This is a genomic window from Streptomyces panaciradicis (assembly GCF_023516615.1).
GTDB lineage: Bacteria > Actinomycetota > Actinomycetes > Streptomycetales > Streptomycetaceae > Streptomyces > Streptomyces panaciradicis.
Map to the genome: position 1 here is coordinate 54,904 of NZ_JAMGBF010000019.1, position 19,828 is coordinate 74,731.

The window sequence follows — 19,828 nt, forward strand, 5'->3', positions numbered from 1 at the left end:
CGGCCGGACATCCTGCGATGTCCGGCCCGACGTCCTTCAGATCTCCAGCAGGACGGTGAACGGGCCGTCGTTCGTCAGCGACACCCGCATCTGCGCGCCGAACCGGCCCGTCGCCACCGTCGCTCCGAGCGCCCGCAGCTGGGCCACGACCTCGTCGACGAGGGGTTCGGCGACATCGCCGGGGGCGGCGGCGTTCCAGGTGGGGCGGCGCCCCTTGCGGGCGTCGCCGTAGAGCGTGAACTGGCTGATCACGAGCAGCGGGGCGTCGAGGTCGCTGCACGACCTCTCGTCCTGCAGCATCCGGATCGACCACAGCTTGCGGGCGAGCTGGGCGGCCTTCTCCTTGGTGTCCTCGTGCGTGACCCCGACCAGGACGCACAGCCCCTCGCCGCTGATCTGCCCGACCGTCTCGCCCTCGACGACCACGCTCGCGCCGTCCACCCTCTGCACCACTGCACGCATGCGACCATCATGCCGGGCCGGCCACGATCCCCCGTGCGCGGGTCGATTATTGATCCTTAACCCCCCATCTGGGGCCGATCGGGGGCACTCGGTCACATAGCGGCCACTTGGGGTGGCACGATGCTGTCCACACGCCGGTCGAGGGGACGGTAGAGGCACATGAGCACACCGAGTACCGGGCGGCCTGAAGGGGCTGTCTCGTTGGTTCGAACGGGAGAGCGGATGGTCTTGCGGCCGCCCGTGCAGCGCACCGACAGCCCGGGTCCGCGGCTGCCCGCCGGTCCGCCCGAGCACGACCTGACCTTGCTGAGCCTCCCAGAGCTGCGCACCCTGCGCCGGGACGCCCAGCGTGACGAGGCCGACCTCAGCTATGTCCGCCGGCTGCTGCAGGGCCGTATCGACATCCTGCGCGCGGAACTGGCACGGCGGTCTCCGGCGGGGGCGGCGTCCGTGGTCGAACGGCTCTCGGAGATCCTCACGGACGCCCCGGCCCGCCACCGCTCCTCGGCCCGCCACGTCACGCTGGGCACCCCGTACAGCGAGGAGTACCGGCAACTGGCCGCCGACATGCTGGCCGAGGTCGAGCTCTCCGACCTGGCCGCCCGCACGGACCTGGAGCTGAACACCGCCATGGGCCGCCTCGTGCGCTACGAGCAGCAGGTCTCCCGGCGCCGGCAGCGGCTGCAGCGGACGACGGACGACTGCAGCGCCGAGATCACGCGGCGGTACCGGGAGGGCGAGGCCCAGGTGGACGACCTGCTGGTGTGAGGCGGGGGAGCGGGGCGCGGGCGCCGCGAGGGACGGGGTGCGGGCGCCGCGAGGGACGGGGTGCGGGCGCCGCGAGGACGGGAAAAAGCCCGCGACACCTCGGCGGCGTAGACCTACCGTGAGCCCATGAGCCTCTCCGCCGACATCGACGTCCGCCCGATCACCGAGGCCGAGTTCCCCGACTGGCTGCGCGCAGTGAACACCGGCTTCCTGCGCGAACCCACCCCCACGGAAGCCGAACTGGACGCCCGCCGCATCCAGTTCGAGCCCGGCCGCTATCTGGGCGCCTTCGACGGGGGCAGGTGCGTCGCGACGTACCTCTCCTTCGCGCAGGAGGTCACCGCGGTCGGCGGCGCACCGGTCCGGGCCGACGCGGTGTCCGGCGTCACCGTCACCGCCACCCACCGCCGGCGCGGCCTGCTCACCCGCATGATGAGCCGGGACCTCGCCGAGGCGAAGGAGCGCGGCGACGTCGTGGCCACACTGATCGCCGCCGAGTACCCGATCTACGGCCGCTACGGCTTCGGCCCGGCGACCAGCGCCGCCGAGTGGACCGTCGAGACCCTGCGCACCGGCCTCGACCCGCGCTGGTCCGGCCCCACGGACGGCGCCCGGGTCGACCTCGTGGACGCCGAGGAGGTCCGCAAGTTCGGCCCCGAGCTCCACGACCGCTTCCGCCGGGCCACTCCGGGCGCCGTCAGCCGCAGGGACTGGTGGTGGCAGGTCAACACCGGCGCGCTGCGCTTCCACCCGAAGTGGACCGAGCCGTTCTTCGCCGCGTACCGGGCGGCCGACGGCACGCTCGAGGGCCTGGCCGCCTACGAGGTGGAGGACTGCTGGGGAGAGGGCAAGCAGCAGCCGCAGGACACGGCGTCCGTGCGGGGCCTGATCGCGACGACCCCGGCCGCCGAGCGGGCCCTGTGGCTCCACCTCGCCTCGATCGACTGGGTCACGCGCGTCAAGACCGGCCCCCGCGCCCCCGACGACCTGCTCCCCCATCTCCTGCCTGACCCGAGGGCGGCCCGGATCACCTCGCAGGCGGACTGGCTGTGGGTGCGGATCCTGGATGTCGTACGGGCCCTGGAGGCGCGCACGTACGAGGGTTCGGGCTCGCTGGTGCTGGAGGTGAGTGACCCGGCCGGTTACACGGGCGGCCGCTTCCGCCTGGAGGCGTCACCACAGGGCGCGACCTGCGCACCGACGCGGGACACGGCGGAACTGTCTCTGGATGTGGCCGAGTTGGCGCGACTGTGGCTCGGTGACGAGTCGGCGGTGCGGCTGGCGGCACTGGGCCTGGTGCGGGAAGAACGAGCGGGCGCCGCCCTGGTGGCCGACGCCCTGCTGCGTACGTCCAGGCGGCCTTGGTGCCCGGACATGTTCTGACGTCCCTTCCGCTCGACGGCGTGTTGCCTGTTCATCCGTAGCTGTGCATTTCAGTGGTTGTGCTCTTCAGCGGTTGTGCTCTTCAGTTGTCGGGCTCTTCAGTTGTGACGGTGCGGGTGGAGCTGTTCGGTTGTGGCTGTGCCTGAGGCTGTTGAGTTGTGGCTGTGCGGGTGAGGCTCTTCGGTTGTCGGTGTTCAGTTGTGGCTGTGCGTCGGACTGACCGGGCTCCCGGCTCCCCTCCGGAAGGGAGCCCGGCCAGTCGAACCGGGATCAGGCCTCGAGTCCGGTGGACTTGCAGCTCCGGTGGACTCTGCAGCCAACCCTTCGAAAGCTTGACCATGTCGTCGAAGTTGGCGACCAACTTCACTTCACTTATCTCCGCTTGGAAGCGTCTCATAACCACCTTCCCCGGAACTGCCGGAAGATGGCGGGAAGTTGTAGTGTTTGGTTGTGGACCCGAAACACGCCTCCGCCAATGGAGGGACGCGGTCACAGCGGTCACAGGCGTCACAGGCGTCACACCAAGAGGTGGCCGACGAGCTGCGCGCCCGGATCAGGTCGGGCCGGCTCAGCGCGGGTCAACGCATGCCCACCCAGGCGAAACTGGCCGACGAGTTCGGCGTCGAGCGCGGCGTCGTACGCCAGGCGCTGCGAATCCTGCAGTCCGAACACCTGCTGACCAACGTATCGAAGGGCGCTCCCGCGACGGTGGCTCCCGATCCGGGGCTGGTCAGCGCCCTGACCGGCCCCGGAGCCCCACCGCTGCCCACGATGGTGGCCCTGGCTCCCCGGATGGCGAACGCCTTCGCGGCCCCGCACGTCGAGATCGACGCCCTCTGCCTGACCTCGGTGTCCCTCACCCTCGCCATCGGCGAACCACTGCGCCAGATCCACGCGGGGCGATGGAAACCGGCCAAGTTGGACGTCCGTGTGCTGCTGCCCAGCCGCGACATCGAACTGGCTTTCCCCACACCGGTGGACCCCGCCGTCGACGGCCGGCTGCAGCGCCGCTGGCTGGCCCAGCGCAACGCCCAGGGCCAGGTCCTCAAGCACAACCTGCTGGCCCTGCGGTCCACGCACGGCATCGACGTCCGCGTCACCTTCCGGGCCCTGCCCTTCACCCCGCCGGTGAAGCTGTACCTGCTGAACGGCGAGGAGGCCCTCTTCGCGTACTACACGCTGACGCGGCGCGAGGAGGAGATCGACCACGAGCATCTGGAGATGTACGACGCCGAGGGCACCCAGTCGATGCTGTTCGCCTTCAAGCAGGGCGCCGGCTTACGCGACACCACGTTCGTCGAGCAGTCGCACCTGTGGTTCAACGCACTGTGGGAGACGATCAGTTCGGAGCTTGTGCTCACGAGCTGAGGTCTCCCACAGCGTCCGAACGGGCGGTTCCTCGGTTCATAGGGCGGGCCCCGTGACCAGCAGGGCGAGCACGACGGCCCCCATCGAGCTGACGGCCGGGTTCTTGGCCTTGAGGCCCACGGTGAGCAGGAGCAGGCCGATGATTCCGGAGACGCCGTACTTCGACTGGATGGTCTGCTCGATACCGACGACGAAGATGGCGGAGAGGAGGGCGAGGGCAGGCACGGTGTTCCTCCTTCAGGTGGGGAGTCGGCGGGATCGAGAAGTCGAGGAAGCAAAACTTCCGCCAACTAGACCAAGTTGGCAACCAACTCCAACTAGGTTGTCCCCACTTGGTACCTACTCATAAACAACTCGCGGACAACTCCCGATAGATGGATGTGAGTTGTACCGTTTGGTCGTGACCCAGGAGAACGTGGCAGTGAACGGCAGCAGAAGGCTCTCCCCCCAGGAGATCGCCGACGTCCTGCGGGAGCGGATCAACGACGGCGACCTCAAGGCGGGCGACCGCCTGCCCACCCAGGCCGAACTGGCCGAGGAGTTCGGGGTGGAACGCGGCGCCGTCCGCCAGGCCCTGCGCGCACTCCAGGAGGACGGCCTCCTCACCAACGTCAGCAAGGGCAGCCCGCCGCGCATCGCCACGCCGACCCCGGCCGTCGGCGAACCACAGCCGACGATGGTGGGGTTGGCGCCACGGCTGACGGAGGCGTTCTCGGCACGGCACGTGCGCGTGGACGTCGTCTGCCACACCTCCGAGACCCTGATGCTGGCCCTCGGCGAACCGCTGCGCCGCATCCACGCGGGTGAACTCTGCCCGGCCTCGATCGCCTTCCGCGTCCTGATGCCCAGCCGCGAGATCAACCTCGCCTTCCCGGTGCCGGTCGAGCGGGACTCCGACATCGACACGGTCCACCACCGATGGCTGACGATGCGCAACGCCCAGGCCCAGGTGCTGCGGCACAACCTGTCCGCCATACGCTCCACGCACGGCATCGACGTACAGATATCCTTCCGCGCCCTGACCTTCACCCCGCCCGTGAAGCTGTACCTGCTCAACGGCGAGGAAGCGCTGATCGGTTACTACATCCCCACCAAGCGCGAGGAGGAGTACCAGAGCCAGACCCTGGAGATGTACGACGCCCTCGGCTCGGCCTCCGTCCTCTTCTCCTTCGTCAAGCGAGCAGGCCAGCGCGATGCCGCGTTCGTCGAGGAATCCCAGAACTGGTTCGACGCCCTCTGGGAAACCATCACGACGGACCTGACACTCTCCTAGTGACTTCTGATACGACGCAGACTGAAGCGGTGGCAGCAGAGACCGAGAACGACACGGAGAAGATTCGAGACCTGATCGCACGCACACGCGTCGTGCTGTGGGACTTCGACGGCCCGATCTGCCGGCTGTTCGCCGGCCATTCGGCGGAACGGGTGGCGAACGAACTCGCCGGATGGCTGGAGAGCCGAGGCCTGAACGGCCTGCTGACCGAGTCCGAACGGGAGTCCCTGGACCCACACGTGGTCCTGCGCGCGGTGGACCGCAGGCATCCGCGCAGCGACCTGGTGGTGGAACTGGAGGAACGCCTCACCCAGGAGGAACTGAGGGCGACGGCCACCGCATGGCCCACGGCCTACGCCGACGCCCTGATACGCACCTGGTCCGCCGTCGGCTCACGGCTGGCGATCACCACCAACAACTCCCCCCGCGCCGTCCGCAGTTACCTGGCAAGCCGCGACCTGACCTCCTGCTTCGCCCCGCACATCTACGGCCGTACGCAGAACCTCCACCACCTCAAGCCCGACCCGCACTGCCTCAACCGTGCCCTCAGCGCCACGGGGGCCTCTCCGTCGGCCGCGCTGATGATCGGCGACACCCCCTCGGACCTCGAAGCCGCGCAAAGGGCCCGCGTCCCGTTCCTCGGCTACGCGCGTAACGAACAGAAGGCCAAGCTCTTGAGGCAAGCCGGAGCCGAGGTTGTCGTCGCTTCTCTGAAGCCGCTGCTCGGGGCGTTGGGTTGGCGGGACTAGCGCCGCCGACCGCACGGCTCTGCGCTCCCGGCCGGCCTGCCCGCCGACGCCGCCGAGCCGTCAGGTATCCGGCAAGTCCGACGGCCCAACCGACTACTTGGAACAGTACGTCGAGGTCCACAGTGGTGCCCGGAACATGGAGGCCCACGGCTTCCACCTCTCCTGCCACATGTGGCGGATCCGACAACTTGTCGGTGGCCTTGCCTGGTTGTCGGTTCCAGTCGGGCATGCCCTGTCAACTAGATCCAGAAATAGGCAGGTTGAGGTGACTGTCGGTCCACTTGTCTTCCGTGAGGTGGTTTGCTTGTCGGCCGGAAGCGGAACGAAGGCGGTGTGACTGCCAAACGGAGCGGAGACGGACGGGCCTTCCAACGGGTGTCCGCCCAGATGCGGGAGCGGATCGCCGACGGCACCTATCCACTGGGCGCCCAACTCCCCTCCCAGGTGCAGCTCGCACGTGAGTTCCACGTCTCCCGCGACACCATCCATCGCGTGGTGCAGGAGCTGGGCAACGAAGGGCTGATCGACAACCGCCAGGGAAAGCGGGCCCGCGTCAAGAAGAACCAGCTCATCCACTCTCCGGCGCCCCGCGCCACCCGGTCGCGCCAGCAGATGACGCTCGGTCCCTTCATCAGCGAGGCCTTCGAGCGGCCCGAAGTCACCCTCGACGTCTACACGCTGACCTCCGAGTCACTCGAGACGCACATCAAGATGCAGGCGGAGCGGATCGTGGCGGGCGCCATCGCGCCCCAGCGGATCGCGCTGCGCATGCTCCTTCCCGCCGACTACCTGAATCTGCCCTACCCTCAGGTCAAGGGCGACCCGGACAACCCTCTGCTGCGGGAGCGGCTGAAGCGCATAGCGGCCCAGCACGAGGCGTCGCTGTGCCGGCTGCTGGGGAGTCTGAAGGCGGAGAAGCGGGTTTCGTCGGTGGAGTTGGAGATCCGGCGCACGCCTCTGACGCCGATGTTCAAGTTCTACCTGATCAACGGAACCGAAGTGCTGCACGGCCTGTACGACTTCATCGAGCGCCCGATCGTCCTGGAGGACGGTGGCGTGATCGAGGCACTGGACGTCCTGGGCTACGGCGCCGCTCTCACGCACCATCTGAGGGACTCCGACCCCACTTCACCGGGCTCGATCTTCGTGCACGACATGCAGAAGTGGTTCGACTCGGTATGGGGTCTCCTCGCTGCACAGGGGTAGTCGTCACGCGGAGCGAGGTGCGGACCGCCGACGGCAGACACACCTCTGACACGTTTCTGCGCTAGCATGCGCGCCATCTCCGGTGAACGACATCTCCGGTTCATGCGTACGGGATGGCAAAAACTACGCCAATCTCTGGCGACCAGATGCAGATTTGTGGCAAATCACCCATTGTGGCCACTCGAGTGTGTCGCTGGTCGTCTCCTGTAAGACGCTGCGGTCAGCGCTCTTGCCTTTTTGCTGTCTGTCGAACCGGTATCCGGAGGATCAGTGGATAAGGTGCCTGTCCTTCCTGATACGGCGGGGATCTACCAGGCTTTTCTGGCGCGCGCCGGGAAAATGGGGCAGGCGAGCAATGGCTTTCACAATCAGAACTACGTTCTACCGCTCACTCCACCCATGGCGCGGTTGCTGAATCGTGATCCCGGCGCTTCCGTCACTGTCCGTATCCGGCGAGCCTCCGCGCTTCCCGTGGTGATCAGGAGCTGGGAGGACGAAGCGGAAATTCTTCGGGCCGTCAGAGCAGTCCTGCCCGAAGGGCCGCAATGTCTGTTCAAAGGAGAAGGATTCGCAATCCACAGCTATGTGGAAGGCGTACCCCTTTCGAGTGTCTGCGGGAACGGTAAGCCCGTCGACACCCTGCTCATGAAGGCGCTGGCGGACCTCCTCGCGACGATGACGCAGGTGCCGCATGAGGCCCTGCCGAAGCTCCCGTCGTTCTGGCCCAGCGATCGCACGGACAGTCAGGGGTTCCTGCGAACGCTCGCCAGGATGGCCGACCGGCAGATCAGGGAACCCAATTGGCCGCAGTTCGGTGACCTGTTCGCCGCGCTCGGAATCCCCGAGGACGCACTGCTCCGGTTCGCCGACCGGGTCCCGGCCATGGCAGCGCGTCCCTACAGCCTGCTCCACGCGGATCTGCACCGCGACAACCTGATCATGTCGTACGACGGTGCTTCACCCCTCATCTGTGTGGACTGGGAGTTGGCCACCTTCGGGGATCCCCTGCACGACCTTGCGACCCACCTGATCCGCATGCGCTACCCGGAGCATCAAGCGGATGAGGTGGTGGACGCTTGGGTGTGTGCCATGGAAAAGGCCCGTCCTGAGGCCGCCACCGGAGTGGTCAAGGACCTGCGCCACTACATCGCCTTCGAACGGGCGCAGTCCGTCTACGCCGACGTGATGCGGGCGGCGCAAACCCTGAAGGGCCCGATCGACCAGAAGGGTCTGGATGCGGCCACCCAAGCGGTGCGGCGTGCTCTGGAGGCGGCGGCGAAACCGCTCTGGCTGGCGAAGGTGCCGGACGAGCATCGGATCGAGCAGATCCTGTTCCGTTGGCGGGCACGCGCGGGTGGTGGGTTGAGCCTGTACACCACGGGCTCCGACTGGCACCGGGACGAGCGGGTTCTCGAGCGGGACGACTTTCCTGAGCGGGCGGTGAACGACGCGCTGCGGGCCGAGGGCGAGGCACCGGCCAGCAGGGTGTTCAAGGGGACGGCGCACATCAACACAGTGGTGAGCGTGCCGAACGTGGACTCCTGTGTCGTCGTGAGGCGTGTGGTGCCTGGTGTGCGCAGGCGAGAGCGGGGCTTTCTCAGCGAGCACGCGGTTCTCGGCGCCATCGAGAAGTCCGGCGTCGAGGTGGCGGCCCCGAGGATCCTCGCCCTGGGCTGGAGCCACGACGGGGCTCGCTTCGCCATCCACACGTACGTCGGTCCGCAGGAGATCCACCGCTCGCCCAACCACCCGGTCAACGGCCTGCTTCCGCGTGAGGCCGACAAACTCGTGGACCAGCTCTGCGCTCTGACACAGGTCGACTACTTGCAGGTCGACCCGCTTGCGGGCCAGGGTCACTTCTACCGCTGGCTGAGCGACAATCTGGTCGAACTCGTGCGGGGGCTGCCCAAGGAGTCCCAGCAACTGGCCCGTGTGCTCGGGTTGCCCGACGCCGACCTGTTGGCGCAGATCCTCAACCGCCACATGGTCAGCCACAGGGCGCCGGCTCTGCTGCATGGCGACCTGAACCCCTGGAATCTCGTCCGCCGCGACGACGCTCTAGCGCTGACCATCATCGACTGGGAGATGGCGCTGGTCGGCGACCCGCTCTACGACCTGGTCCGGCACATGCATCTGACCCCCACGCGGCCGGAGATCCGCGATCGCATGTTCCGCCGCTGGGAGCGGCTGCTGCCGGTCCAGTACACGACCAACTGGCGGCAGGACTGGCGTGTCTACCGTTGGATCGAGAATGTGCGATCGGCCTACGTCGACCTGGACCGACTGGTGACGGGCGCGAGCCTGGACGCCCCCAACGTGCAGCGAGCCCTGAAGTCGTACGCCATGACCCTGGCCGCCGCCACTGCTTCACTCGGCCTGCGTGTCCGCCCGTCCGCGAACCCCTATCTTGCCCGCGCCCTGGCGTAGGGAGACCATGACACCACCACAGGCGGGCCTGTCCACGGGACGTGGTGCCCACTGGACGGCCGAGGGGTGGAGGGGCGGGGCATGGCCGAGCGGGGGAACGGGCAGGCCGAGGCCGGCATGGGCCGGCAGCTGAGGCGCTATCAGGAACGCTTTGAACCAGTGGTGACGCGCGTCCTGCTGCTCGGGATCTTCACCACAGGGCTGACGGCGCAATTCGTGAAACCGGTCGGTGACGCCTTGGAGGGCAAGGCGTATCTCGGCGGAGCACTGCTCAGCCTCGTCGGCTATGTGCTGTACGACCAGATGAAGGAGCTCACCGCGTCGGTCAAGGTGCCGACGCGCAATCTCGTGGCCTCGAGCGAGTTAGGCAGTTTCGTGAGCGACGCCTTCGAAGCCCGGAAGGTGGACATCAGCTTCCTCGGCTACACGGGGGAGACGCTCTACCACACGCTGTACCACCGCTTGGAGGGCCGGTTCGACAATCCGGGATCGACTCGGAGGGTCACCATCCGCATGCTGGTACCCGACTTCGGGCAGCCGATGATCGTGCCCGCCAGAGTCGGTGAGGGCACCAGCACCGTGGACGATCCCGACTTCCGCAAGCGGATGGAGCGGCGCTGCCGCGAGTACGACGGGATCCTGTCGGAGCTGGCAGACCGGCTCACCGCCACCACTCGTGTCTCCGTTCACTGCGAATACCGCCTCTACCCGGGCATCCCCCGGGACAAGATCTGCATCTTCAACCGCGAACAGGTCCTGCACGGCCTGTACGACCTTTCGGCGCGGACGCGCCTGTTCCACACCGGCCCCGAGTACATCGATCCCAAGGGCTACCGCACGGACCTCAACGTATGGTCCCGCGAGGGCACCGCTGCCGCCGGGGAAGCCGTGGCCCAGTGGAACAAGCACTTCGACGACCTCTGGGCGCTCGCCACGGTGCCGCAATGGCGGCAGCGATCGACCGTGTGACGGAGCCGTAGGCTCACCTCCATGACCGACATGGGCCTGCGGGAGCGCAAGAAGCAGCAGATGTACGAGGTCGTCTCCGAGACCGCCATCCGCCTCTTCCTGGAGAGGGGCTTCGACGCCGTCTCCGTGGCCGAGGTCGCCGCCGCGGCCGGGATCTCCAAGCCGACCCTCTTCCGGTACTTCCCGGCCAAGGAAGACCTCGTCCTGCATCGCATCGCCGATCACGAGCAGGAGGCCGCCCGCATCGCGGTCCAAGGGCCGACGCCGATCGCCGCCCTGCGCCGGCACTTTCTCGACGGGCTGGAGCGGTCCGACCCCGTCACCGGGCTCAACGATCACCCTGCCGTCCTCGCCTTCCACTCCCTCCTCTACGGCACCCCCTCCCTCGTCGCCCGCGTCCACGCCTACCAGCAGCGTTCCGAGGACGCGCTCGCGCAGGCGCTCGGCGGTGGGCTGGAGGCGCGACTGGCCGCGGGGCAGATCATCGCCGTCCAGCGGATCCTCGCGCTGGACAACTGGCGGCGCATCGCGGCAGGCGAGCCCGTCGACGACGTGCGGCCGGACGCCGTCGCCGCCGCCGAGCGGGCGTTCGGGATGCTCGCCGCCGGGCTGCCGCAGTTCGCCTAGCAGCAGCAACACTGCCGATACTCGGTAATAAATTTAACTCGGTTACATTTTGTCGGTACCCTCGTCCCCATGACGTCAGCCGACCCCGCCGCCCTGACCGACTCCCTCCACCAAGAACGCGCCCACCACGACCGCTGTCGCGCCGCCCTCGCCGCCATGGTCGACGGCGCCCAGGAACAGGTCGTCGTCGGTGAGGACGTCTCCGCCTCCGGCGCGGACGCCGAAGTCCTGGGCTACCGGTTGCGCAGCCAGGCGAAGCACATGCGTGAGCTGCCCGAAGGCCCCCTGTTCTTCGGACGGCTGGACCACGCCGAGGACGCGGGCGAGCACGCCGGGCAGAGCTACCACATCGGGCGGCTGCGGATCAGCGAGCAGCCCACCCTCCCGCCCCTCGTCGTCGACTGGCGCGCCCCCGTCTCCCGCGCCTTCTACCAGGCGAGCGCCCGCGACCCGCAGGACGTGGCGAACCGGCGGCGGTTCGGCTGGGCACCCGGCAGCACGGGCGACTCGGCGGACCTGACCGGGTTCGAGGACGAGCACCTCGCACGGGGCGAGTCACGCGTCAGCGACATCGTCGCCCGCGAGATCGAACGCCCCCGCGTCGGACCGATGCGGGACATCGCGGCGACCATCCAGCCCGAGCAGGACGATCTCGTACGAGGGGCTCTGGGGCTGTCGGTGTGCGTGCAGGGCGCCCCGGGGACGGGGAAGACCGCCGTCGGACTGCACCGGGCCGCCTATCTCCTCTACACCCACCCACAGCGCATCCGGCGCGGCGGACTCCTCATCCTCGGCCCCAACCGCACCTTCCTGTCGTACATCTCCGAGGTGCTTCCCGCCCTCGGCGAGACCGGTGTGCGGCAGTCGACGCTCCAGGAGGAGATCGCCCGGCATCCTGTGAAGGGGTACGACAGCGGCACGGCGGCCGCCCTCAAGCACGACGCGCGCATGGCGGAGGTGCTGCGCCGGGCGCTCTACGCGCGTGTGTCGGCCGAAGGCGTCGACGCCGTCGAGATCGCGGACGGGTCCTACCGGTGGCGGGTGCCGGCCGGTGAACTCGTGCGGATCGTGGCGGACGTGCGGGCGGAGGAGCCGCCGTACGCGACCGGGCGCGAGCGGGTGCGGTCGCGGGTGGTGCGGGCCGTGCAGCTGCAGGCCGAGCGACGGGCGGGACCGCAGAGCGGGGCGTGGGTGCAGAGGATCTCGCGGGCACGGGCGATCACCGCCTACCTGGACACGGTGTGGCCGCGCGTGCGGCCCGAGGAGGTCGTCGCCCAACTGCTGTCGGACGAGGACGACTTGAGTGCCGCCGCCGTTGGGCTCCTCGACACCGCCGAGCAGCGGGCCCTGCTGTGGGACAGGCCGCCGCGGTCCTGGAAGTCGGCCCGCTGGTCGTCGGCCGATCTCGTCCTGCTGGACGAGGTCGCCGGGCTCGTCGAGCACCCCGAGGGCTACGGCCACGTCGTCGTCGACGAGGCCCAGGACCTCTCCCCGATGGAGTGCCGGGCGATCGCTCGGCGCGTGCCCTTCGGATCGCTCACCGTCCTCGGCGACCTCGCGCAGGGCACCACGCCCTGGGCCGCGCGGTCGTGGGAGACGAGCCTGCGCCACCTGGGCAAGCCCGAAGCGGCCGTGGTGCCGCTGACCACCGGGTTCCGGGTGCCGGCGGCCGTCGTCACGCTCGCCAACCGGCTCCTGGAGCGGCTGGACGTCGACGTACCGCCGGGCCGGTCCCTGCGCCAGGACGGGGAGTTGAGGGTGCGGGCGGTCGCGGGGGAGGTGACGGCCGGGGTCGTGGACGCCGTACGGGACGCGCTGCGCGGAGAGGGGTCCGTCGGCGTCGTCGCCGCCGACGCGGACGCCGAGCCGGTGCGGGCCGCGCTGGAGGCGGCCGGCATCCCGGCCGCCGGACCGCAGGAGCTGGGCGCCCGCGTGGCCGTCCTACCGGCGAGTGTGGTCAAGGGACTCGAGTACGACCATGTCGTCGCCGTAGAACCGGCCGCGATCGCGGAGGCCGAGCCGCGCGGACTGCACCGGCTGTACGTCGTCCTGACCCGCGCGGTGTCACGGCTGGACGTGGTGCACGGGCGGCCGCTGCCGTTCTAGGACGCGTGTCGAAAGTCGACACATGCCCTGGCCCCGGCCGCCCGTGCGCCGCGATCAGTTCCCCGCGTCGAGGAGCGGGATCAACTCCTGCTCCTCATAGGTCAGATGGGCCTCCAGCTCCAGGGTCAGGCGCTCGACCTCGGCGCGGGCGGCCGCCGGGTCCCCGGTGCCGTCGGTCACGGCGCGGCGCAGGTCCGCCACGAGGACGGCGATGCGTTCGTGCTCCTCCCGCAGCCGCCGCAAGGCCGGGGCGGCCCCGGGATGGCGGTCCGCGAGCAGCGGGAACATGACCGTGTCCTCGCCGGCGTGGTGGGTGTGCAGGCCCTGGCAGAAGGTCAGGCAGTTGACGCGGAGCTGGGCGCCGAGGGTGCTGCCGCCCGTACCGTTCGCCATCTCCTCGCGGATCAGGGCGAGTTCGCGGCGGAAGACGTCGTGGACGAGCCTGATCGCCTCGCCGGGGGAGGAGGCGTTGATGTCCGGGGGACCGGGACGGGCGATCTCGTGGAGGGCGACGACGGGGATGAGCCGTTCGGTCTTCCTCTGGTACGCCGCCCAGCCCGCGTCGGCCTCCACCGCACGCGCCCAGGCGCGCTCCCGCTCCTCGCCGTCCAGGACGACGGCCCGGGCCTCGTACCGGAACACCCCGCTGTCGACGCTCACTTGGGGGTGTGCGAGGAGATTGCGGTACCAGTCGGGGTGCCGGTCCGAGCCGCCGGCCGAGGCGATGACGAGGACCCGGCCGTCTCCGTCGGGGAGATAGCCGACGGGGGTGGTGTGCGGGGTGCCGGTGCGGGCGCCGGTGGTGGTGAGCAGAAGGAGCCGGGCTTTTGCGAAGTACCCGGTCAGGCGGCCTTTGTTGGCGCGGAACTCGTCGATGACCTGTTGGTTGAAGTCGTTGGGCATGGGGTGGGTGCTGCTTTCTCTGCGGCTGCGGCGGGAATCTCGGGAGGTTCCGAAGGCGGTGCAGAGAAGGCGGCGGGCTCCTGGCCCGCCCCGGCCTCACTCAGAGGCCGGGCACCCAACTCGCTCACGGCACAAGGCCGACCCGGCAGTCATGGGAAGGGACGGTAGCGTCGCGTTCATGACTGACGCCAGCGAATTCCCGTTCCGGTCCGTCCCCGCCACCACCCTCGCCGACCTGCTCGGCCGGCGGCAGGTCATGGACATCGGGATCCGCCCGCTGTGGGGGCCCGTCGGGCGGGTGGCCGGTCCGGCCTTCACCGTGCGCTGCCCTCCGGGCGACAACCTCATGCTGCACGCGGCCATCCACCGGGCGCCCGCCGGATCGGTCGTCGTAGTCGAGTCGGGGGACACCGACTGGGCGCTGGCGGGCGGCAACGTGTGCGCCGTCGCCCAGCGGCGCGGCGTCGCCGGCTTCGTCCTGGACGGACTGATCCGCGACCTCGGCGAGGTCCGGGAGGCGCGGTTCCCGGTCTTCGCCCGCGGCGTCATCCCGATCCCGGGCGCCAAGGCCGCCGCGACGCCGTTGAACGAGCCGGTGACCTGCGGAGGCGTACGCGTCGAGGCCGGTGACATCGTGGTCGCCGACGAGGAGGGCGTGGTCGTCGTCCCCGCCGCGCGAGCCGGCGAGATCCTGGCGGCCGCCCGCGCCAAGCTCGCCAAGGAGGCCGCCGAGCCGCTGGAGGCGTGGGAGCAGGCGCACCGGGCGCGGATCGACAAGATCCTCGCGGAGCAGGGCTTCGAGGACTGACGCCCGTTTCCTCCCCCGCCCTCCGTCGCCGATGCTGTCCTTGATGCTTCTCTTCCTCGACATCGACGGAACGCTCCTGCCCTTCGGAGCGGCGACGCCCTACCCGTCGTACCTCGCGCTCCGCTCCGCCCGGCGCCGCGGCGGCGCATCCGCTGCTGGACCGCATCGACCCGGGGCTCGGCGTCCGGCTGGCGGCGCCGGGTGCGAGCTGGTGTGGGCCACGACGTGGCTGGACGACGCGAACACCTGCGTCGCCCCCTGGCTCGGACTGCCCCCGCTGTCCGTCGTCGACTGGCCGGACGCCGAGGACGAACCGGCCCGGCTGCACTGGAAGACCCGTCCGCTGGTGGCCTGGGCGGCCGGCCGCCCCTTCGTCTGGCTCGACGACGAACTCACCGCGACCGACCGCACCTGGGTGGCCGCCCATCACCCGGCGCCGGCATTGCTCCACCGGGTCGACCACCGGCACGGGGTGACGGACGGGGACCTCGCCGCGGTGAGGGAGTGGCTGCGGAGTCCGGCCGAACTCGCGTGACCGACGGCTTCGGGGTGCTGGAATGACTCCGGCGCCGGGCGCGGGTCACTTCCCGACGGCCCCGGCGATCCGCGCGGCCGCCTGCTCCGGCGTCAGGCGCGTCGTGTCGACGACCTCGGCCTCGGCGTGCAGCCACGTGCGGGCGGCCTCGGCGTAGGGCTCCAGGTACCGGAGGCGGAACGCGGAGGGGCCCATCACCGTGTCGCCCTCGATGCGCCGGCGTAGCGTCTCCTGGTCGGCGTGGAGGACGAAGTGCCGTACGGGGACGGCGAGTCCGGCGCTGATCTCGCGCCAGTACCGCTCGACCAGGACGGTCATGGGCATCACGAGGGTGCCGCCGGTGTAGTCGAGGACCCGGCGGGCGGTCTCGACCACGAGGGGCCGCCACGGCGGCCAGTGCTGGAAGTTGTCCGTCTCGGGCAGCCCGGGCCGGATGTCCATGAGCGTCTCGCCGACCTTCTCGGCGTCGAACACCCGAGACCCCGGTAGGAGCCGCTGTACGAGGGCACTCGTCGTCGTCTTGCCCACGCCGTGGGTGCCGTTGATCCACACGATCATGGCGTCACGCTAGCCCGACCGAGTGGTCTAGCGCACTATTGCAAGCAGCTGCTTGCAATAGTTAGCGCAAGGGTGCACAGTGGAGTCATGGCATCGCTCAACGTCGGCAATCTCGGTGAGTACCTGCGCGAGCAGCGGCGCAACGCGCAGCTGTCGCTCAGGCAGCTCGCCGACGCCGCCGGGGTGTCCAATCCGTACCTGAGCCAGATCGAGCGCGGACTGCGCAAGCCGAGCGCGGAGGTGCTGCAGCAGGTCGCCAAGGCCCTGCGGATCTCCGCCGAGACGCTGTACGTCCGCGCCGGCATCCTCGACGCCGAGCGGGACCGGGACGAGGTGGAGACGCGCGCCGTCATCCTCGCCGATCCCACGCTGAACGAGCGGCAGAAGCAGGTGCTGCTGCAGATCTACGAGTCGTTCCGCAAGGAGAACGGCTTCGGGGCCGAAGCGGACGGCGACGAGGACGACGCGGCCCGGACCAACGCCGCGGTCGTCGAGGCCGTCCGGTCCGGCGACGGCACGGTGGACACCGAGGGCGACGACACAGTCGTACGCCGCGACCGGAAGGCACCCGAGACCCGCGCGGCCGGCGGACGCAAGGACGCCGCGCGCCGCACCCGCACGTCCGACGGCAGCGACGCCGAACCGCACGACCCGCAGCAGCCTGCCGGCTGAGCAGAACTGCCCGGGACCCAAAACCCTCAGCTGAAAGCGACCGGGAAGGACCATCGTCATGGCCATCACCGACGACCTCAAGAAGACCCTCAGCAACCCGACGCCGCTCTACTTCGCCGCCGGTACCGCGGACCTCGCCCTCCAGCAGGCCAAGAAGGTGCCCGGGCTCGTCGAGCAGCTGCGTGCCGAGGCCCCGGCCCGCATCGAGGCCGTGCGCAACACCGACACCAAGGCCGTGCAGGAGAAGGCGCAGGCCAGGGCCAAGGAGGCGCAGGCCCGCGTCAAGGAGACGCAGGAGTCCCTCCAGGCCAAGGTCAACGAGTTCATCAGCACCCTCGACGGTGACTTCAAGAAGCTCGGCGCCACCCTCGACGCCGACCTGAAGAAGTTCGGCGAGACCGCCCAGGACATCGCCCTGCGCGGTGTCGGCGTCGCCGCCGAGTACGCCGTCAAGGCCCGCGAGACCTACGAGAAGGTCGCCGAGCACGGCGAGCAGGCCGTGAAGACCTGGCGCGGCGAGGCCGCCGAGGGCATCGAGTCCGTGGCGGAGAACGTCGAGGAGCTCGCCGTCGCCGTCGAGCCCAAGGCCGAGCCGGTCGAGGTCAAGACCGAGCCGGTCACGCCGGCCACGGCCACCGCCGTCTCCACGCCCAAGAAGCCCGTGGCCAAGAAGGCGCCGGCTCCCCGCAAGACCACCGCGAAGAAGACCACGCCGCCCGCCAAGTGACACGGACGGGTGAACGAGTACGGGCCGGGCACTCCAGAGGTGCTCGGCCCGTTGTTCGGGTAGCGGGAGTACGGCACCGGGTACGGTGACGGCGTAAGGACGAGCCGAGTCGGGTGGTGGACGTTGTGCTGATGCAGGGCTTCGCAGGGTTCCTGGGGCTGCTCTATCTGGCCATGGTGATCCTCGCCGTGGTGGCGCTGGTGATGGCCGCGCTCTTCCGCGACGACGCCTACCGGGCGGCCGACAAGCAGAACAAGGGCTTCTGGCTGATCATCCTCGGCGTCGCGGTGGCGGTGAACCTCCTGGTGCCGATGCTGTTCCTGCAGCTCGCGGGCCTGGTGGCCTCGATCGTCTTCTTCGTGGACGTCCGCCCCGCCCTCAAGCAGGTCTCGGGCGGCGGATTCGGCCGCCGCCGCGGTGGCGGCAGCAGCAGTGACGGCCCCTACGGCCCGTACAACGGCGGCCGCTGACCCGGAAGCCCCGCGCGAGGGCCGAGGCTCCCCGGCCAAGGCCCTCCGCCAAGGCCCCGACCCCCGAGGCCTCGGCCCACCCGGGGCCCCAGACCACCCGGGACGTCGGCCCACCCAGGAGGCATGCCCACCCGGACCTCGACCACCTGAGGCCTCAGACCACCCGGGACCTCAGGCCCCCCCGAAGCTAGCCTCAGACCACCCGGGCCCTCAGACCCCCAGAGCCAGCCTCCGACCACCCGGGCCCTCAGACCCCCAGAGCCAGCCTCCGACCACCCGGGACCTCAGGCCCCCCCGAAGCTAGCCTCAGACCACCCGGGACCTCAGGCCACCCCGAAGCTAGCCTCAGACCACCCGGGACCTCAGACCCCCAGAGCCAGCCTCCGACCACCCGGGACCTCAGACCCCCGAACCCCCGAACCCCCGAACCCCCGAAGCCGGCCTCAGACCACCCGGTCCAGCAACAGCACCGCGACGTCGTCCGTCAGCTCGCCGCCGTTGAGGTCGCGCACCTCGTTCACCGCGGCCCGCAGCAGTTCCTCCCCGCCGAGCCCCTCGCTCAGCAGCCGCCGGACCATCTCCACCATGCCGTCCTGCCCGAGCCGCTCCAGTCCCTCCCCGACCCGGCCCTCGATGAGCCCGTCGGTGTAGAGCATCAGGCTCCACTGCGGACCCAGCTCGACCTGCGTCCGCGGCCACCGAGCCCCGGGCAGCAGCCCCAGGGCGGGCCCGTTGTTGTCGTACGGCAGCAGCTTCGCGGGCCGGCCGGGCCGCGCGATCAGCGGCGAGGGATGGCCCGCCAGGCAGAGGCCGGCCCGCCGCCCGTCCGGCGCGATGTCGACCGTGCACAGGGTCGCGAAGATCTCGTCGTCGGCCCGCTCGTGCTCCAGCACCTGCTGCAGGGTCCCCAGCAGCTCGTCCCCGCACAGACCCGCGAGCGTCAGCGTGCGCCAGGCGATCCGCAGCTCCACGCCGAGCGCGGCCTCGTCCGGGCCGTGCCCGCACACGTCGCCGATCATGGCGTGCACGGTGCCGTCCGGCGTCCGTACGACGTCGTAGAAGTCCCCGCCGAGCAGTGCGCGCGACCGCCCGGGCCGGTACCGCGCGGCGAAGCGCAGCTGGGAGCCCTCCAGCAGCGGAGTGGGCAGCAGGCCCCGCTCCAGACGCCGGTTCTCCTGCGCCCGCAGCCGTCCCTCGGCGAGCCTCCGCTCAGCCGTGTCGGAACGTTTCCTCTCCACGGCGTAACGGATCGCCCGGCTCAGCAGCCGTGCGTCCAGCTCGTCGCGGAAGAGGTAGTCCTGGGCGCCCACCCGAACGGCCTCGGCGCCGCGCTCGGCGTCGCCGGAGGCGGTGAGCGCGAGCACGGCGTGCCGGGGGGCGAGCCGCAGCACGTGCTTGAGCACGCCGAGCTCGTCGTTCTCGGCACCCCGCCCGGGGGCGGGCAGGGCGAGGTCGAGCAGGATGCAGTGCACGTCGTCGGTGAGCAGCCGCTCGGCCTCGGTGAGGTTGCGGGCGGTGCGGACCCGGACGGGCGTGCCCGCCGAGTCCCGCAGTTCGGGTACGACGGTGGAGCCGCCCGGATCGTCCTCGATCAGCAGCAGCGTCAGAGGTGTGGTGGCGGCGTGGCTGTCGACCTTGGCTTCCTTGCTCGGGGACGGGTCCATGGAGGTGCCGCCTCGATGTGCGGCCGGCGCCTGACCACTCTCCGCGGCCGAGAACGCTCGCTGCCGCGGTATGGGTACGGGCATCGTCTTGAGTTCCTTCCCTCCCCCCGAGGGCGCGGTGGACCGAGGGACCTCGAACCACCGACGGGGACC

Annotated in this window: 19 protein-coding genes and 1 pseudogene; 15 read left to right on the forward strand and 5 right to left on the reverse strand. The window is 70.0% G+C overall.

Features of this window, described 5'->3' with window-relative positions; all coding sequences use genetic code 11:
- Nucleotides 1-36 precede the first annotated feature (36 nt).
- Nucleotides 37-462 carry a D-aminoacyl-tRNA deacylase gene (gene dtd / locus M8J74_RS08115; RefSeq protein ID WP_249835745.1) on the reverse strand — a complete coding sequence of 142 codons (426 nt, stop codon included), beginning with the start codon at nt 460-462 and terminating at the stop codon, nt 37-39.
- 159 nt (nt 463-621) lie between these two features.
- Between dtd and M8J74_RS08120 the strand changes: the two genes are divergently transcribed.
- The 3 genes from M8J74_RS08120 (at nt 622) to M8J74_RS08130 (ending at nt 3,981) form a co-directional block, all read left to right on the forward strand.
- Nucleotides 622-1,230, forward strand: a complete 609-nt coding sequence (locus tag M8J74_RS08120; protein ID WP_058924535.1) for an RsiG family protein — start codon at nt 622-624, stop codon at nt 1,228-1,230.
- 126 nt (nt 1,231-1,356) lie between these two features.
- A complete protein-coding gene (locus M8J74_RS08125; protein ID WP_249835746.1) occupies nt 1,357-2,613 on the forward strand; it encodes a GNAT family N-acetyltransferase in 1,257 nt (418 codons plus the stop codon).
- A gap of 444 nt (nt 2,614-3,057) precedes the next feature.
- Nucleotides 3,058-3,981 carry a winged helix-turn-helix domain-containing protein gene (locus tag M8J74_RS08130; protein ID WP_249835747.1) on the forward strand — a complete coding sequence of 308 codons (924 nt, stop codon included), beginning with the start codon at nt 3,058-3,060 and terminating at the stop codon, nt 3,979-3,981.
- A gap of 36 nt (nt 3,982-4,017) precedes the next feature.
- Here the strand turns inward: M8J74_RS08130 and M8J74_RS08135 are convergent, their stop codons facing one another.
- Nucleotides 4,018-4,206 (reverse strand): hypothetical protein, encoded by a 189-nt coding sequence (locus M8J74_RS08135; protein WP_058924538.1) that lies wholly within the window; start codon nt 4,204-4,206, stop codon nt 4,018-4,020.
- 169 nt (nt 4,207-4,375) lie between these two features.
- Here M8J74_RS08135 and M8J74_RS08140 point away from each other — a divergent pair, with 169 nt between their 5' ends.
- The 7 genes from M8J74_RS08140 (at nt 4,376) to M8J74_RS08170 (ending at nt 13,338) form a co-directional block, all read left to right on the forward strand.
- Complete coding sequence (locus M8J74_RS08140) at nt 4,376-5,254, forward strand: GntR family transcriptional regulator (RefSeq protein WP_249835834.1); 879 nt, start codon at nt 4,376-4,378, stop codon at nt 5,252-5,254.
- Between the two features lie 29 nt (nt 5,255-5,283).
- A complete protein-coding gene (locus M8J74_RS08145; RefSeq protein ID WP_249835748.1) occupies nt 5,284-6,003 on the forward strand; it encodes an HAD family hydrolase in 720 nt (239 codons plus the stop codon).
- Between the two features lie 333 nt (nt 6,004-6,336).
- Nucleotides 6,337-7,209, forward strand: coding sequence for a GntR family transcriptional regulator (locus M8J74_RS08150; RefSeq protein WP_249835749.1), 873 nt, complete (start codon nt 6,337-6,339; stop codon nt 7,207-7,209).
- 339 nt (nt 7,210-7,548) lie between these two features.
- A complete protein-coding gene (locus tag M8J74_RS08155) occupies nt 7,549-9,636 on the forward strand; it encodes an aminoglycoside phosphotransferase family protein (protein WP_249835835.1) in 2,088 nt (695 codons plus the stop codon).
- Nucleotides 9,637-9,717: 81 nt separating this feature from the next.
- Entirely contained in the window at nt 9,718-10,605 is an 888-nt protein-coding gene (locus M8J74_RS08160; RefSeq protein ID WP_249835750.1) for a hypothetical protein, read from the forward strand.
- 21 nt (nt 10,606-10,626) lie between these two features.
- Nucleotides 10,627-11,232: a TetR/AcrR family transcriptional regulator gene (locus tag M8J74_RS08165; RefSeq protein WP_249835751.1), complete on the forward strand. Its 606-nt coding sequence runs from the start codon at nt 10,627-10,629 to the stop codon at nt 11,230-11,232.
- A gap of 69 nt (nt 11,233-11,301) precedes the next feature.
- Nucleotides 11,302-13,338 (forward strand): HelD family protein, encoded by a 2,037-nt coding sequence (locus tag M8J74_RS08170; protein ID WP_249835752.1) that lies wholly within the window; start codon nt 11,302-11,304, stop codon nt 13,336-13,338.
- 54 nt (nt 13,339-13,392) lie between these two features.
- Here M8J74_RS08170 and M8J74_RS08175 read toward each other — a convergent pair whose 3' ends face one another.
- On the reverse strand, nt 13,393-14,241 hold the full coding sequence (locus M8J74_RS08175; protein ID WP_249835753.1) for a nitroreductase/quinone reductase family protein: 849 nt from the start codon (nt 14,239-14,241) through the stop codon (nt 13,393-13,395).
- Nucleotides 14,242-14,419: 178 nt separating this feature from the next.
- On the opposite strand from M8J74_RS08175, the gene M8J74_RS08180 reads away from it, so the two are divergent.
- Both M8J74_RS08180 and M8J74_RS08185 read left to right on the forward strand, forming a co-directional pair.
- Entirely contained in the window at nt 14,420-15,049 is a 630-nt protein-coding gene (locus tag M8J74_RS08180) for an RraA family protein (RefSeq protein WP_249835754.1), read from the forward strand.
- A 43-nt stretch (nt 15,050-15,092) separates the two neighbouring features.
- Nucleotides 15,093-15,584: pseudogene (locus M8J74_RS08185) on the forward strand (HAD domain-containing protein).
- A 45-nt stretch (nt 15,585-15,629) separates the two neighbouring features.
- Here M8J74_RS08185 and M8J74_RS08190 read toward each other — a convergent pair.
- The gene (locus tag M8J74_RS08190; RefSeq protein ID WP_249835755.1) at nt 15,630-16,142 is read right to left on the reverse strand and encodes an AAA family ATPase; all 513 of its coding nucleotides are present in this window, start codon (nt 16,140-16,142) and stop codon (nt 15,630-15,632) included.
- Between the two features lie 87 nt (nt 16,143-16,229).
- Between M8J74_RS08190 and M8J74_RS08195 the strand changes: the two genes are divergently transcribed.
- From M8J74_RS08195 to M8J74_RS08205, 3 genes are all read left to right on the forward strand, one after another.
- Nucleotides 16,230-16,814 carry a helix-turn-helix domain-containing protein gene (locus M8J74_RS08195; protein ID WP_249835756.1) on the forward strand — a complete coding sequence of 195 codons (585 nt, stop codon included), beginning with the start codon at nt 16,230-16,232 and terminating at the stop codon, nt 16,812-16,814.
- A 58-nt stretch (nt 16,815-16,872) separates the two neighbouring features.
- Nucleotides 16,873-17,541 carry a hypothetical protein gene (locus tag M8J74_RS08200; protein WP_249835757.1) on the forward strand — a complete coding sequence of 223 codons (669 nt, stop codon included), beginning with the start codon at nt 16,873-16,875 and terminating at the stop codon, nt 17,539-17,541.
- Nucleotides 17,542-17,672: 131 nt separating this feature from the next.
- Complete coding sequence (locus tag M8J74_RS08205; protein WP_283947913.1) at nt 17,673-18,011, forward strand: DUF2516 family protein; 339 nt, start codon at nt 17,673-17,675, stop codon at nt 18,009-18,011.
- Between the two features lie 443 nt (nt 18,012-18,454).
- Here M8J74_RS08205 and M8J74_RS08210 read toward each other — a convergent pair whose 3' ends face one another.
- The gene (locus M8J74_RS08210; protein WP_249835758.1) at nt 18,455-19,759 is read right to left on the reverse strand and encodes a PP2C family protein-serine/threonine phosphatase; all 1,305 of its coding nucleotides are present in this window, start codon (nt 19,757-19,759) and stop codon (nt 18,455-18,457) included.
- Nucleotides 19,760-19,828 lie beyond the last annotated feature (69 nt).

Excerpts from the sequence above, each read along its gene's own strand:
- M8J74_RS08165 (WP_249835751.1), top strand. The coding sequence starts at position 10,627 with ATGACCGACATGGGCCTGCGGGAGCGCAAGAAGCAGCAGATGTACGAG.
- M8J74_RS08205 (WP_283947913.1), top strand. The coding sequence starts at position 17,673 with ATGCAGGGCTTCGCAGGGTTCCTGGGGCTGCTCTATCTGGCCATGGTG.
- M8J74_RS08170 (WP_249835752.1), top strand. The coding sequence starts at position 11,302 with ATGACGTCAGCCGACCCCGCCGCCCTGACCGACTCCCTCCACCAAGAA.
- M8J74_RS08180 (WP_249835754.1), top strand. The coding sequence starts at position 14,420 with ATGACTGACGCCAGCGAATTCCCGTTCCGGTCCGTCCCCGCCACCACC.
- dtd (WP_249835745.1), bottom strand. The coding sequence starts at position 462 with ATGCGTGCAGTGGTGCAGAGGGTGGACGGCGCGAGCGTGGTCGTCGAG.
- M8J74_RS08160 (WP_249835750.1), top strand. The coding sequence starts at position 9,718 with ATGGCCGAGCGGGGGAACGGGCAGGCCGAGGCCGGCATGGGCCGGCAG.
- M8J74_RS08195 (WP_249835756.1), top strand. The coding sequence starts at position 16,230 with ATGGCATCGCTCAACGTCGGCAATCTCGGTGAGTACCTGCGCGAGCAG.
- M8J74_RS08120 (WP_058924535.1), top strand. The coding sequence starts at position 622 with ATGAGCACACCGAGTACCGGGCGGCCTGAAGGGGCTGTCTCGTTGGTT.
- M8J74_RS08125 (WP_249835746.1), top strand. The coding sequence starts at position 1,357 with ATGAGCCTCTCCGCCGACATCGACGTCCGCCCGATCACCGAGGCCGAG.
- M8J74_RS08200 (WP_249835757.1), top strand. The coding sequence starts at position 16,873 with ATGGCCATCACCGACGACCTCAAGAAGACCCTCAGCAACCCGACGCCG.
- M8J74_RS08210 (WP_249835758.1), bottom strand. The coding sequence starts at position 19,759 with ATGCCCGTACCCATACCGCGGCAGCGAGCGTTCTCGGCCGCGGAGAGT.
- M8J74_RS08155 (WP_249835835.1), top strand. The coding sequence starts at position 7,549 with ATGGGGCAGGCGAGCAATGGCTTTCACAATCAGAACTACGTTCTACCG.
- M8J74_RS08190 (WP_249835755.1), bottom strand. The coding sequence starts at position 16,142 with ATGATCGTGTGGATCAACGGCACCCACGGCGTGGGCAAGACGACGACG.
- M8J74_RS08175 (WP_249835753.1), bottom strand. The coding sequence starts at position 14,241 with ATGCCCAACGACTTCAACCAACAGGTCATCGACGAGTTCCGCGCCAAC.